11 protein-coding genes and 2 tRNA genes are annotated in these 13,173 nt (G+C 70.7%); 4 read left to right on the forward strand and 9 right to left on the reverse strand.

Going from position 1 to position 13,173, the window contains the following annotated elements; genetic code table 11:
* Positions 1-89: 89 nt before the first annotated feature.
* The gene (gene hisN, locus N5875_RS13205) at positions 90-899 is read left to right on the forward strand and encodes a histidinol-phosphatase (RefSeq protein ID WP_338493825.1); all 810 of its coding nucleotides are present in this window, start codon (positions 90-92) and stop codon (positions 897-899) included.
* A gap of 183 nt (positions 900-1,082) precedes the next feature.
* A complete protein-coding gene (locus N5875_RS13210; protein WP_055600914.1) occupies positions 1,083-1,469 on the forward strand; it encodes a CBS domain-containing protein in 387 nt (128 codons plus the stop codon).
* A 61-nt stretch (positions 1,470-1,530) separates the two neighbouring features.
* On the opposite strand, the gene N5875_RS13215 is transcribed toward N5875_RS13210, so the two are convergent.
* Complete coding sequence (locus N5875_RS13215; protein ID WP_338493827.1) at positions 1,531-2,982, reverse strand: catalase; 1,452 nt, start codon at positions 2,980-2,982, stop codon at positions 1,531-1,533.
* A 127-nt stretch (positions 2,983-3,109) separates the two neighbouring features.
* On the opposite strand from N5875_RS13215, the gene N5875_RS13220 reads away from it, so the two are divergent.
* The gene (locus N5875_RS13220) at positions 3,110-3,529 is read left to right on the forward strand and encodes a Fur family transcriptional regulator (protein WP_318209115.1); all 420 of its coding nucleotides are present in this window, start codon (positions 3,110-3,112) and stop codon (positions 3,527-3,529) included.
* A 125-nt stretch (positions 3,530-3,654) separates the two neighbouring features.
* Here N5875_RS13220 and N5875_RS13225 read toward each other — a convergent pair.
* The 4 genes from N5875_RS13225 to N5875_RS13240 all read right to left on the reverse strand — a co-directional run bounded on the left by N5875_RS13225 (position 3,655) and on the right by N5875_RS13240 (position 8,990).
* Positions 3,655-3,728, reverse strand: a tRNA-Met gene (locus N5875_RS13225).
* Positions 3,729-3,789: 61 nt separating this feature from the next.
* Positions 3,790-5,760 carry a tetratricopeptide repeat protein gene (locus tag N5875_RS13230; RefSeq protein ID WP_338493831.1) on the reverse strand — a complete coding sequence of 657 codons (1,971 nt, stop codon included), beginning with the start codon at positions 5,758-5,760 and terminating at the stop codon, positions 3,790-3,792.
* Positions 5,761-5,964: 204 nt separating this feature from the next.
* Positions 5,965-6,038: transfer RNA gene (locus N5875_RS13235), tRNA-Met, on the reverse strand.
* Between the two features lie 45 nt (positions 6,039-6,083).
* Complete coding sequence (locus N5875_RS13240; protein ID WP_318209114.1) at positions 6,084-8,990, reverse strand: UPF0182 family protein; 2,907 nt, start codon at positions 8,988-8,990, stop codon at positions 6,084-6,086.
* A 135-nt stretch (positions 8,991-9,125) separates the two neighbouring features.
* On the opposite strand from N5875_RS13240, the gene N5875_RS13245 reads away from it, so the two are divergent.
* Entirely contained in the window at positions 9,126-9,677 is a 552-nt protein-coding gene (locus N5875_RS13245; RefSeq protein WP_030320796.1) for a PPA1309 family protein, read from the forward strand.
* A gap of 89 nt (positions 9,678-9,766) precedes the next feature.
* Here the strand turns inward: N5875_RS13245 and N5875_RS13250 are convergent, their stop codons facing one another.
* The 4 genes from N5875_RS13250 to N5875_RS13265 form a co-directional block, all read right to left on the reverse strand.
* Positions 9,767-10,855 carry a PDZ domain-containing protein gene (locus tag N5875_RS13250; protein WP_338493835.1) on the reverse strand — a complete coding sequence of 363 codons (1,089 nt, stop codon included), beginning with the start codon at positions 10,853-10,855 and terminating at the stop codon, positions 9,767-9,769.
* Positions 10,856-10,921: 66 nt separating this feature from the next.
* Positions 10,922-11,152 (reverse strand): hypothetical protein, encoded by a 231-nt coding sequence (locus tag N5875_RS13255; RefSeq protein WP_318209112.1) that lies wholly within the window; start codon positions 11,150-11,152, stop codon positions 10,922-10,924.
* 281 nt (positions 11,153-11,433) lie between these two features.
* Positions 11,434-11,898: a molybdenum cofactor biosynthesis protein MoaE gene (locus tag N5875_RS13260; RefSeq protein WP_318209111.1), complete on the reverse strand. Its 465-nt coding sequence runs from the start codon at positions 11,896-11,898 to the stop codon at positions 11,434-11,436.
* Positions 11,899-11,997: 99 nt separating this feature from the next.
* Positions 11,998-13,107: an SDR family oxidoreductase gene (locus tag N5875_RS13265; protein ID WP_318209110.1), complete on the reverse strand. Its 1,110-nt coding sequence runs from the start codon at positions 13,105-13,107 to the stop codon at positions 11,998-12,000.
* Positions 13,108-13,173 lie beyond the last annotated feature (66 nt).

Genomic DNA, 13,173 nt, shown 5'->3' on the forward strand with positions numbered 1-13,173 from the left:
GCTCAGCGTCGACAGGCGCCCGGGCACTGTCAAGGGGCACTGGTGGACGGTTCTCCGCGCCGGGATCACACGGAGATAGAGTGCCGACCATGGCCGATTACCACGATGATCTGCGTCTCGCCCATGTCCTCGCGGATGCCGCCGACGCGGCCACCATGGACCGGTTCCAGGCGCTCGACCTCAAGGTCGAGACGAAGCCGGACATGACTCCGGTGAGCGAGGCCGACAAGGCCGCCGAGGAACTGATCCGGGGGCAGCTCCAGCGGGCCAGGCCGCGCGACGCGATCCTGGGCGAGGAGTACGGCGTGGAGGGCTCGGGCCCGCGCCGCTGGGTGATCGACCCGATCGACGGTACGAAGAACTATGTGCGCGGGGTGCCCGTCTGGGCGACCCTGATCGCGCTGATGGAGGCCGGGGAGACCGGCTTCCAGCCGGTGGTGGGCGTGGTGTCGGCCCCGGCTCTCGGCCGGCGCTGGTGGGCGGCGAAGGGCCTCGGCGCGTACACCGGCCGCAGTCTCGCCTCGGCGAGCCGGATCGGGGTCTCGAAGGTCGCCTCCCTGGAGGACGCCTCCTTCGCGTACTCGTCACTGAGCGGCTGGGAGGAGCAGGGCCGCCTCGACGGCTTCCTGGACCTCACGCGCGCGTGCTGGCGGACCCGTGCGTACGGCGACTTCTGGCCGTACATGATGGTCGCCGAGGGCTCGGTGGACATCTGCGCGGAGCCGGAGCTGTCGCTGTGGGACATGGCCGCGGTGGCGGTCGTGGTCCAGGAGGCGGGCGGTACGTACACCGGGCTCGACGGGCGCCACGGCCCGCACAGCGGGAACGCGGCGGCCTCGAACGGACTCCTCCACGGCGATCTGCTGAGCTACCTCAACCAGGAGAACGCGGAGGGCTGAGCGGCCGGCCGCCGCAAGTCGAACGCCCGCGTTCGAGCGCCCTCGGCACTCCCCGGGGGCGCCTCGCGCGCCCCCTTGTCGGGCCCCTCCACCGGTGCCACTCTGAGAGTCCCCCCACTTGTGAACTTGTGAATCGGTTCTCGTTGAAAGCGGGAACGTTTCACCAAGGAGGTGGCTCCGCCCATGCTCGTCCGTGACGCCATGAGCACCGTGGTCCTCACCATCGGCCCCGCCCACACCCTTCGACAGGCCGCCCGGCTGATGGCGGCGCGCCGCGTCGGCGCGGCCGTGGTCCTGGACGGGGACGCCGGGCTCGGCATCCTCACCGAGCGGGACATCCTCAACTCGCTGGCCCGCGACCAGAATCCCGACATCGAGACCGCCGACGCCCACACCACCCACGACGTCGTCTTCGCCGCCCCCACCTGGACCCTGGAGGAGGCGGCCGGGGCCATGACGCACGGCGGGTTCCGCCATCTCGTGGTGCTCGACGACCACGGTCCCGTCGGCATCGTCTCGGTCCGGGACATCATCCGCTGCTGGATCCCGCTGCACAGCGTCGCGGGCTGACGCGAGAGCGGGCCGGAATCCGTACGGAAATCCGGCCCGCTCTCTCTTTCGGCAAGCGTCCTCAGCCGCGCAGGGCCTGGAACGCGGCCTCCAGCCGCTTGCCGAAGTCCTCGTCCGCGCGGCGGAAGTTGTCGATCGCCCGCTCGGCGATGTCGTCGCGCGAGACCTTGGCGATGAAGCCGGCCAGGTTGTCGACCAGGCGGCCCTTCTCGCTCTCCGACATCAGCCGGTAGAGGTTGCCCGCCTGCGTGAAGTCGTCGTCCTCGGCGTGGACCGCGGCGGCGTGGTTGCCGGTGCCCCCGGTGACGGGGGCGGACTGCCACAGCGGCCGGTCCGTCTGGGACGGGCCGCCGAAGGAGTTGGGTTCGTAGTTCTTCGCACCCTTGTGGCGGCCGTCGTAGAGGTGACCGTCACGGGAGTGGGTGCGCGCCTCGGTGGCGCGGGGGCGGTTCACCGGCAGGTGGTCGGCGTTGATGCCGACGCGGTAGCGGTGGGCGTCGCCGTAGGCGAAGAGGCGGCCCTGGAGCATCTTGTCGGGGGACGGGCCGATGCCGGGCACGAAGTGCGCCGGGCTGAAGACGGACTGCTCGACCTCGGCGAAGATGTTCTCCGGGTTGCGGTTGAGCTCCAGCGCGCCGATCTCGATCGGCGGGTAGTCCTCGTGCGGCCACACCTTGGTGAGGTCGAACGGGTTGAAGCGGTAGTGCGCGGCGTCGGCCGCGGGCATGATCTGGACCTGCACGGTCCAGGTCGGGAAGTCGCCGCGCTCGATGGCCTCGCGCAGGTCGCGCTGGTGCGAGTCCGGGTCCTCACCGGCGAGCCGGTTGGCCTCGTCCTGGGTGAGGTTCTTGATGCCCTGGTCGGTCTTGAAGTGGTACTTGACCCAGAAGACCTCGCCGGACTCGTTGTTCCACTGGAACGTGTGCGAGCCGTAGCCGTTCATGTGGCGGTACGAGGCGGGGATGCCGCGGTCACCGAAGAGCCAGGTGACCTGGTGGGTCGACTCCGGGGAGAGGCCCCAGAAGTCCCAGACGTTGTCCGCCTCCTGCGAGCCCGAGTACGGGTCGCGCTTCTGGGTGTGGATGAAGTCGGGGAACTTGATGGCGTCCTTGATGAAGAACACCGGGGTGTTGTTGCCGACGAGGTCGTAGTTGCCCTCCTCGGTGTAGAACTTCAGCGCCCAGCCGCGCGGGTCGCGCACCGCGTCGGCCGCACCGAGGTTGCCCGCGACGGTGGAGAAGCGCAGGAACGTCTCGGTCTGCTTGCCGACCTCGGAGAGGAACGCGGCACGCGTCCACCGCGAGACGTCACGGGTGAGCGTGAAGGTGCCGTAGGCGCCCGCACCGCGCGCGTGGACCACGCGCTCCGGGATGCGCTCGCGGTTGAAGTGGGCGAGCTTCTCGAGCAGGAGCTGGTCCTGGACGAGCACCGGACCGCCGACGCCCGCCGTCTCGCTGTTCTGGTTGTCGGCGACCGGCGCGCCGGCCTCCGTGGTGAGCGGTCCCTGTGTCACGTGCGCCTCCTGCGTCCTGTCCTGCGCTGCCGTACTCGATCCTATGCTGGACAATGTCCAAGTCAAGTGAACATCCAAAGTCACACCTGTTCGGGAACCGGGAGCCGCGACTGTTACCCTGACCCCCATGAGCGACCTGTTGGAACGACTGCGCGGACGCGGCTGGCGGATGACCGCGCAGCGACGCGTCGTGGCCGAGGTCCTCGACGGGGATCACGTGCATCTGACCGCCGACGAGGTCCACGCACGTGCCGTGGCGCGACTTCCCGAGATCTCGCGCGCGACCGTCTACAACACACTGGGCGAGATGGTCACGCTCGGCGAGGTGCTCGAGGTCGCGACCGACGGCCGCGCCAAGCGGTACGACCCCAACGCCCACCGGCCGCACCAGCACCTGGTCTGCGGCCGCTGCGGCGCGATCCGGGACGTCCACCCGGGCGGCGACCCGCTGGCGGACCTGCCGGACAGCGAGCGCTTCGGCTTCACGATCTCGAACGTCGAGGTCACGTACCGGGGCATCTGCCCGAACTGCGCGACCTCCGCCTGACACGACGCGACACGACTTCACGAGCAGGCCCCCGCTACGGCGGGGGCCTGCTTCGTCACGTCGTGGACACACGACGAAGGCCCGGATCCGATCGAAATCGGATCCGGGCCTTCGTTGCTACTGAGTAGCGGGGACAGGATTTGAACCTGCGACCTCTGGGTTATGAGCCCAGCGAGCTACCGAGCTGCTCCACCCCGCGTCGGTAAACCCGACTCTACGGGACGCCACTCGACCAGCGCAAATCCATTAAGACGCCACGATCAGGCGGTCAGCTCCTGGTGCAGCGCCTCGCTCAGCCGCGCCGCCCGCTCGGCGACCTCCGCAGGACCCAGCTCCACCGCGCGGGCGCACCAGCGGCGCCCCTCGGTCAGCTCACCGCGGCGCGCCGCGAGCAGGGCGAGCCGGAGTGCGGCCCGCCCGTGGCCGGCCCGGGCGGCCCGGGTCCACCAGAGGGCCGCCTCGCGCTCGCTGCCCTCGCGGGCGAGGAGCAGCCCGAGGTTGAAGGCGCCGTTGCGGCTGCCGGCCTCGGCCGCCTCGCGGTACCAGCGGTCGGCCTCGGCCAGGTCGCCGCGCCCGGCGGCGAGCATGCCGACCCGCACCTGGGCACGCCGGTGGCCCTGCTGGGCCGCCCGCTCGTACCACTCCTCGCACTCGGTCTTCTCCTCCCGGGGCGCGCCGAGGACGGCCGGGCCCGGGTCGGGGCGGCGCGCGTCGAGCACCGAGGCGAGCCGGAAGGCGGCCTCGGCGCTGCCGCCGCCGGCCGCGCAGCGCAGGTGCCGCTCGGCGGTGCGCTCGTCGCCGTCCCGGAGGGCGGCGATGCCGACCTGGAGGGCGGCCTCGGTGTGCCCGGCGGCCGCGGCCCGCTCGTACCAGACGAGGGCCGTACGGTCGTCGTCGCGGCCCGCGTGGAGGATGCCGAGGTTGAACGCGGCGTCGACGCTGCCGGCCTCGGCGGCCTTGGAGAACCAGGGCTCGGCGCCGTTGGCGTCGCCGGCCTGGAGGAGCAGCACGGCGAGCGCGTTGGCGGCCTCGCGGTGGCCCGCGTAGGCGGCCCGGCGGTACCACTGTTCGGCCTGCGGGATGCGGTCCTGGGCGGCGCAGAGCAGCCCGAGGTTGTACGCGCCGTTCACGTCGCCCGCGTCCATGGCGGCCCGGTACCAGCGCTCGGCGGTCTGCTGCTCGCCCCTGGCCGCGTGCAGGGCTCCCAGGGCGTTGGCGGCGTTGCCGTCGCCGTCCTGGGCGGCGCGCAGCCACCACACGGCGGCGCTCTCCTCGTCGCCCGCGTCGCGGAGCAGGAAGCCGAGCGCGCAGGCGGCCTTGGCCTCGCCCTCCTTGGCGGAGCTGAGGTACCAGCGGCCGGCCTCCTTGAGCTCGCCGCGGTGCTCCAGGATCGCGCCAAGGTGGAGGGCGGCCCGCCGGTGGCCGCGCGCGGCGGCCTGCCGGAACCACTGCTCGGCCTCGGTGGGCTCGCCCCCGGGCTCGCCGGCGGCCCGCGCGCCCGCGGCGGCTCCGGCGTCCGTGGCCGCCGGGGCGGTGGCGGACGCGCCGGTGCCGGGCACCCGGAGCCGGGTACCGGTGTCGTGCGGGCCACGGGTCGTCTCGGTGGCGCGGCGCTCCAGGGCGAGGGCGAGGCGGTACGCGGCCTCGCGGTGGCCCTGTTCGGCGGCGGCGCGCAGCCAGCGCTCGGCGCCGACGTCGCTGCGGTGCTCCAGGAGGTCGGCGAGGGCGTACGCGCCGAGGGCGTGGCCCTGCTCGGCGGCCTGGCGCAGCCAGTACTCGGCGGCGGGCTCGTCGCCGCGCTCGCGGTGGTGGCGGCCGAGGGCGTGGGCGGCGGGCGCGGAGCCGGCGACGGCGGCGACCCGCCACCAGCCGGCGGCCTCTTCGGCGTAGCCGCGCTGGTGCAGCAGGACCCCGAGGTTGTTCGCGGCGGCCCGGTCGCCCTCGGCGGTGGCTCCGCGCAGATAGGGCTCGGCGCCGTCGAGGTCGCCGCGGCGCAGCAGCAGCGCGCCGAGCGCGCTCATCGAGGCGAGGTCGCCGCGCTCGGCGGCACGCCGGTGGCGAGCCTCGGTCTCGGTCTCGGTCTCCGTGTCGGCATCGGTCTCGGCGGTGGTGTCGACGGCCGCATCGACGGCCCCTACTGCCTCGATGATCTCGTCCGCGGCGTTCCTGGCATGCCGCTGCACAAACCGCCCTGTCTCCAACAGAGTTGCCCTGTCCCCCATAAATACCATCGTCGCACCACCCGCAACCCGAGCACACCTGGTATACCGCAGCCAGTGAGGTCACTCAGCGTTTTGTCGACATGCCCACAGAGAGACAAGTCAAACACGACTCACGCCAACTCGCCCCTTCCCTACCGCTCTTCGGGCCCCCCGCGCACGCCGACACACGACGAGGGCCCGGATCCTTATGGATCCGGGCCCTCGTCCTCTGAGTAGCGGGGACAGGATTTGAACCTGCGACCTCTGGGTTATGAGCCCAGCGAGCTACCGAGCTGCTCCACCCCGCGTCGGTAAACCAACCGTATCACGGTCGCGGGGTGGAAAACCTCAGGTCAGCCGCTTGATCCCGTCGTCTTGAGCTTCGCCCCGGCCTCCGCGGCGCGCTCGAGCGCCTTCTGGAGGTCCTCCTGGGCCTTGCCGTACGCCGTCCAGTCGCCCTTCGCCAGAGCCGCCTCGCCCGCGTCGTACGCCTTCTGGGCGTCGGCGATCGCCTGCTTGAGCGCGGCGTCGTTGGACGCCGGCGGCGGCGGGTCGGTGGTGCCCGGCGGGGTCGTCGGCGAGGTGGGCGGCGGTGTGGTCGGCGCGTCCACCCCGAAGACCGCGTTGAGCGCCTCGGTGAGGTTGTCCTCGAACACCGTGGTGTCCTTGGTCGTGTCACCGTCCGGCTGGTCCGCGTCCACGTACGACACCGCAACCTTCTTCAGGAGCGGGTAGAGCGCGTTCCGTCCCTGGGCGTACACCGGCTCGACGTACAGGAATCCGCCGTCGAGCGGGACGGTCAGCAGGTTGCCGTACTGGATGTCGGAGTCGGCGCCCTTCATGTCCCGGACGAAGGTGGCGACGGAGGGCAGACCGTTGAGCTTGCTCTGCACCTGCGCCGGACCCGGCACGTCCTCGGTGACCCGCAGCAGTCTCAGCCGGCCGTACTCCTTGCTGGTGGCGTCGGCGTCGACCGCCATGAAGCCGCCCAGGTTGGGCCGGCCGCTCGGCGTGAACGTCGTCGTCAGCGAGAAGCGCTGCGCCGTGTCCCCGGGCATCTTCATGCTCAGGTAGTACGGCGGGACCGCGTTGCCGTCCTTGTTGGTCGGGTCGTCCGGCACCTGCCAGGCGTCCGAGCCGCTGTAGAACTGCGCGGGGTCGGTGACGTGGTAGCGGGTCAGCAGCTCGCGCTGGACCTTGAACATGTCCTGCGGGTACCGCAGGTGCTGCATCAGGTCGCCGCCGATCTCGGACTTGGCCTTGACCGTGCCCGGGAAGGCCTTCATCCAGGTCTTCAGGACCGGGTCCTGGGTGTCCCACTGGTAGAGGTTCACCGTGCCGTCGTAGGCGTCGACGGTGGCCTTCACCGAGTTGCGGATGTAGTTGACCTGGTTCTGCTGGGCGACGACCGCACGCTGCTGGTTGCCGACGGTCAGCGAGTCGGCCGTGGTGTCGCCGAGCGTGGTGCGCGAGGCGTACGGGTAGCCGTTGGTCGTCGTGTAGGCGTCGATGACCCACTGGATCCGGCCGTCGACGACCACCGGGTAGGCGTCGCCGTCGATGGTCAGCCAGGGTGCGACGGCCTCGACGCGCTCCTTGGGCGTGCGGTTGTAGAGGATCCGCGAGCCCTCGCCGATGGCCCCCGAGTAGAGGATCTGCGGCTCGCTGAACGCGACCGCGTAGGCGGCGCGGTTGAAGGTGCTGGAGAGGTTGACCCCGCTCTTGCCCTCGTAGCTGGTGGTCTTCTCGCCGTTCTCCTCGTAGTCCAGCTCCTTCTGCGGGCCGCCCACGATCGAGTACTGATCGGTCTTCTCGCCGTAGTAGATCCGCTGCTGGTACGTGCCGAGCGTGCCCGTGGTCGGCAGTCCGGCCTCGGTGAAGACCGGCGAGCCGTTGGCGTCCGTCTGCGTACCCGCGGCCATGATCGCGCCGTAGCCGTGGGTGTAGGTGAAGTGGTCGTTGATCCAGTTCCGCTTCGGGATGCCCTTGATGTTGAGCTCACGGAGACCGACGACGGTGTCCTTGCCCGCGTACCGGTCCACGTCCAGGGTGGTCGGGAACTGGTAGTACTTCCGCTTCTGCTCCAGCTGCTGGAACGTCGGCGACACGATGTTCGGGTCGAGGACGCGGTAGCTGGCCGCCGAGTCGGCGTTGTTGCGCAGCTGGTCCTTGGCCTTCACCGTCGACTTGCCCGAGTAGTTCTCGAGCTTCGTCTCGTCGATCGCGTACGCCTTGCGGGTCGCGTCGATGTTCTTCTTGATGTACTGCGCTTCCTTGGCCTGCTCGTTCGGCTGGACCTGGAACTTCTGCACGATGGCCGGGTACAGGCCGCCGATCAGGATCGCGGAGAGCACCATCAGACCGAAGCCGATCACCGGCAGCTGCCAGGTGCGGCGCCAGAGCGTCGCGAAGAACAGCACGGCGCAGATCGCGGCGATGCAGAACAGGATGGTCTTCGCCGGCAGGTAGGCGTTGGCGTCGACGTACCGCAGGCCCGTCCAGTTGCCGGTGGCCTTGAAGTCGCTGGACTTCACGGCCAGACCGTACCGGTCGAGCCAGTACGCCACGGCCTTCAGCGCCACGAAGACACCGAGCAGCACCGAGAGGTGGCCGGTGGCCGCGGCGGTGGCACGCGCGCCCGGACTGGTGATCCGCAGCCCGCCGTACAGGTAGTGCGTGAGCGCGGCGGCGATCAGCGACAGGACGACGGCGGCGAAGCCGAAGGCGAGCAGGAAGCGGTACCAGGGCAGGTCGAAGGCGTAGAACGACACGTCGAGCCCGAACTGCGGGTCCTTCTCGCCGAACTTCACGCCGTTGACCCACATCAGCCAGGTGCGCCACTGGCCCGACGCGGAGGCGCCGGCGATCAGCGCCACCAGGGCGGTGACCGCGAGCAGCACCCACTTCTTGAACGGGGCGAGGCCCATCCGGTACCGGTCGAGGCTCTGCTGCTCCAGCGACATCGCGCTGAGCGGCGGCCGCAGCCGGTACGCCAGCCAGATGTTCAGGCCGACGGCGAGCCCCATCAGCAGACCGAAGACGGCGAAGAGGCCGATCTTGGTCCACAGCGTGGTGGTGAACACGGACGAGTACTTGACCGAGCGGTACCAGAGCCAGTCCGTCCAGAACCCGGCGAACATCACGAACGCCATGGCCAGCACGGCCAGGACCCCGAGTGTCATGAGCAGGGTTCGGGCCCGCCGGGACGGCCGGCCGACTCTCATCCTCGGCCCGGACGGGCTACCGCCACGGTCCGGCATCTGGAAAGCCAACGTGCGCCCCTCGATGTTGATGCGTCTGAAAGCAGGCCCCGCGATCGTAGAGCCCAATGGTGCAACTTACTGAGGCTTTACCTAGTTCCCGTGTTCCGGGGAAGAGGAGGCAGGATATTGGTCATGTCCAACGTTTCCCCCTCCGGCCCGGCAATGGCCGCGAGCCCCCTCACCCGCGCGGTGCTCGAGATCGACGAGTACGCGGCGGGCCTCGGCTGGGACCAGCCGGCCCGTCTGTTCGCCCTGGTCGACACCGCACGGCTGCGCGCCAAGGAACCCGCGCTCGCCTCCCAGCTGGGCCTGGGTGACGATGCCACCGCCTACACCCCGATCGAGCAGGACAAGCTGCCGCGCGGGAAGCCCCTCGACGAATTCCTCGGCACCATCGCCTGGCCCGCCGGCGTGGCCGGCTGCGCCATGACGGTGGAGCGGCTCATGCTGCCCCCGTCGGCGGAGGCCCAGGTCCCGCAGGGCCTGAACGAGAAGCAGCTCGCCAAGTGGGTGGCCGCCCACCCGGACCGCCAGGAGGTACGGATGACCGTGGCCGTGCTGCGCGGCGGTGCCCGCGAGGCGGCGATCCGGCTGCGCGAGAAGGACACCGCCACCGAGGTGCTGACCGGCCCCGACCTGGTGCCGGGCCTCGCCGAGGCGCTGGCGGCGACCTTCGAGTCCTGACGTCCGCCCTCCCCTCACGGAGAAAACGGAGAAAAGGGGCTCCCGGTCGACGTGACCGGGAGCCCCTTTCCGCGTCCACGCGCGCGTGGTCAGCTCTTCGAGCAGCTCGGCAGGGACTTCGTGTCACCGGCGCGGAGCTTCTCCAGGGACTTCGTGGCGTCGTCGATGGTGTCCACCTTGACCAGGGTGAGCCCGTCGGGAATGTCGGCCGCGGCGGTCTCGCAGTTGTCGGCCGGGGTGAGGAAGTACTGGGCGCCGGCGTTGCGCGCGCCGACCAGCTTCATCTCGATGCCGCCGATCGGGCCGACCTTGCCCTCGTCGTCGATGGTGCCGGTGCCGGCGACGAAGCGGCCGCCGGTGAGGCTCTCCGGGGTGAGCTTGTCCACGATGCCGAGCGCGAACATCAGCCCGGCGCTGGGACCGCCGACATCGGCCAGGTTGATGTCGATCGTGAACGGGAAGACGTGGTCGGTGCCGGCCTGGATCCCGACGACGGCCCGGTCGCCCTCCTCGGAGGTGGTGGTCGTGATGACCACCTTCCGGGTGACGGTCGGCTCCTTGCGGGCCTTCTCGGCGGCGGCCGCCTCCTTGGCGGGGACGATCGTGAACTCGACGTCCTGACCGGGCTTCCGCTTCACGACCTGCTTGGCGACATCGGCCTGCCCGCTGATCGCCACCCCGTCGACGGCCTTGATCACATCACCGGCGTGCAGCTTGCCCTCGGAGGGCGATCCCTTGAGCACGGTGCCGACGACCACACGGGAGACGACCGGGATGTTCAGCTCCTTGAGGGCGGCCACCTTGGCGCTCTCCTGGGACTGGCTGAACTCCTCGGCGTTCTCCTGGGTCGACTGCTCCTCGGTCTTGCCGTCCGGGTAGAGCGTGTCGTGCGGCACCACCACGTTGTCGTGGGCCAGCCAGCCGTAGACGGCCTCGACGGCGTTCATCTTGTAGTCCGCGCTGGTGACGCGGACCGTCGTCATGTTGAGGTGCCCGTCGGTCGGGTAGGTCTTGCGTCCCGAGATGTGCAGTACGGGCTCTCCCCTGGCCTCGCCGAGGGTGTTCACCGTGGGGCCCGGGCTCATCTCCGCGTACGGCACCGGGATCAGGACGCCCGCGATGAGCAGACAGATCAGGACCAGGGTGGAGGCGAGCATCGTCGCGGTGCGGCGTGGCATGGAACGACAGTACGGGACTCGTCTGTGGGTGCACCCCTGGGGCGGTCCGTACGAGGCGGCCGGCGGTCAGCTCGACGGCGAGGTGGCGGCACCGCCCGCGGCGGTGGCCGGTTCGCGCTCGGCACGAGCGGAATCGGGGGTCGTGGTGTGGGCGCGTTCCATCGCATCCCGGAAGCGTGCGTAGCCGGCGAGTTCGGCCACGTCACCTATCGTCTTGTTCCTCGAAGCCCAGCTTCCCCATATCGCCGCGCCGACGACTGCGAAAAGCGGAATCAGCAACCACGCCAGCGCTGCCATCCCGACCTCCCATCCCCAATGAGTTGATCAGCAGACTGTGTCATCTGTGAGGTCAACGCTCGCGCCTGGGGGGCGGTTACGCAAATCGGGCGTTCGGCTACACCGTGTCGGCGCGTCGGCTTGCCTCCGCGCCAGGCACCGGCGGCGGGTTTCAGCAGGCCCCGACCCTCCCCCAGCCTTCGGCCGGGGGGACCCCCAAGCTACGGGTGGCGGGCTTCAGCAAGCTCCGACCCTCCCCCAGCCTTCGGCCGGGGGGACCCCCAAGCTACGGGTGGCGGGCTTCAGCAAGCTCCGACCCACTCTTCTGTGCCGTCCGAGAACGTCTGGTGCTTCCAGATCGGGACCTCATGCTTGAGGTCGTCGATGAGCTTGCGGCAGGCCTCGAAGGCCTCACCGCGGTGCGGGCAGGAGACGGCCACGACCACCGCGATGTCGCCGACGACCAGGTCGCCGACCCGGTGCACGGCGGCCAGCGCGCGAACCGGATAGTCGGCCACGACCTTCTCCGCAACCCGGCGCAGCTCCGCCTCGGCACTGGGGTGGCAGGAGTAGCCCAGACCGTCGACGTCGGCGCCGCCGTCGTGGTTGCGCACGGTGCCCACGAAGAGCGTCGTGCCGCCGGAGGCGTCGTCCCCGACCGCCTGGAAGACCTCGTCGAGGGAGAGCGGGGTCTCCCGGATCGCGAGGAGCTTGATCGGATCGGCCGCGGCCTGCTCGCCGGGGTGGTCAATCGACGTCGGTGCCATGCGTCCATCGTGCCGTACGCGCGCGAGATCCCGGAATAGCGGTTTCGACCGGTCGTCGGCGGCCCCTGTAGGAGAGTCCTACAGGCCGCCGTGCCCCGGTCAGATCCCCCGCCGCTTCCGCATCTGCCGGACGAGCGCCGCCGTGCCCAGCAGGGCCACCGTCGCACCGGCCGCGCCCGCCGCCGTGGCGTCCTTGCGGCCCAGACGGCGGCCCGCGACCGTGTGACGGCCCTCGACCTCCTCCAGGAGCGCCGCGAGGACCTCCTCGTTCGTCCACTTCGGCCGCCAGCCGGCGTCGTGCAGACGTCCGACGCTGACCACCCATGGATGCATCGTGTACGCGAGGTCGCCCGCCGGGGACGGGGTGAGCCCGATCCGGTGGAGCCGGGCCGCGGCGCCGAGGGCGACGGCGGAGGGCAGCTCCATGCGCCGGATCCCGGAGAGCTCCTCGACCTCCTCCTGCTCCAGCCAGCCCTCGCAGCCGACCGCGAACTCCCCTTCGACCTTCTCCAGAGCCGCGTACTCCAGGGCGCTGACCAGGTCCTCCACGTGGCAGAACTGCCACGTGGGCCGGGAGCCGGCGACGACGAGCAGCCGGGGCGACTCGAAGTAGCGGGTCAGCGCCGTGTCCGTACCGCCGACGAGGACGGCCGGGCGGACCACGGTGACGTTGAGGCCGGGGTGCGCGCGGGGGGCCCGGCGGCCGAGGCGCTCGATCTCCAGCATGTCTCCCACGCCGGTGGCCTCCGCCGTGGCCCTGAGCTCGGCGTCCTCGGAGAGCGGGATGTCGTTGTCGGGCAGCGCGCCGTAGACCATCGCGGAGGTGCACAGCACCACCCGATGGACCCCGGCCGCGGCCGCGGCGGTCAGCACGGTCTGTGTGCCGCGCACGTTGTAGGCCGTTCGGGCGGCGGGGTCGGTCTCCAGATCGAGATCGACGGCGAGGTGCACGACGACGTCCGCGCCGCGCAGCTTCTCGGCGATGGCCGGATCGCGCACGTCGAGGATGTGCCAATGCGCCTCGGCGACCTCGCCCCGGCGCTCGTCGATGGCGACGACCTTCTTGATCTCGTCGGACGCGGCGAGGCGCCTGGTCAGCAGGTCACCGACGCCGGAAGCGGCACCGGTGACCGCGACGACGGGTCCGCGCGCGGCGGACCGGGTTGAGTGGTTTCGCGCTCCGCGAACCTGTGGATCTGGGGAACTCACCGGGCGTCTCCAGCGGTTGTCTTCAGTACGTACACGGATGACGCGTACGGACCAGGTGGCGTCCAT

It is taken from the genome of Streptomyces sp. SJL17-4 (assembly GCF_036826855.1).
GTDB lineage: Bacteria > Actinomycetota > Actinomycetes > Streptomycetales > Streptomycetaceae > Streptomyces.

Coding starts and splice junctions, on each gene's coding strand:
- N5875_RS13260 (WP_318209111.1), bottom strand. CDS start 11,898: ATGGCACCGACGTCGATTGACCACCCCGGCGAGCAGGCCGCGGCCGAT.
- N5875_RS13250 (WP_338493835.1), bottom strand. CDS start 10,855: ATGCCACGCCGCACCGCGACGATGCTCGCCTCCACCCTGGTCCTGATC.
- hisN (WP_338493825.1), top strand. CDS start 90: ATGGCCGATTACCACGATGATCTGCGTCTCGCCCATGTCCTCGCGGAT.
- N5875_RS13240 (WP_318209114.1), bottom strand. CDS start 8,990: ATGCCGGACCGTGGCGGTAGCCCGTCCGGGCCGAGGATGAGAGTCGGC.
- N5875_RS13245 (WP_030320796.1), top strand. CDS start 9,126: ATGTCCAACGTTTCCCCCTCCGGCCCGGCAATGGCCGCGAGCCCCCTC.
- N5875_RS13230 (WP_338493831.1), bottom strand. CDS start 5,760: ATGGTATTTATGGGGGACAGGGCAACTCTGTTGGAGACAGGGCGGTTT.
- N5875_RS13255 (WP_318209112.1), bottom strand. CDS start 11,152: ATGGCAGCGCTGGCGTGGTTGCTGATTCCGCTTTTCGCAGTCGTCGGC.
- N5875_RS13210 (WP_055600914.1), top strand. CDS start 1,083: ATGCTCGTCCGTGACGCCATGAGCACCGTGGTCCTCACCATCGGCCCC.
- N5875_RS13220 (WP_318209115.1), top strand. CDS start 3,110: ATGAGCGACCTGTTGGAACGACTGCGCGGACGCGGCTGGCGGATGACC.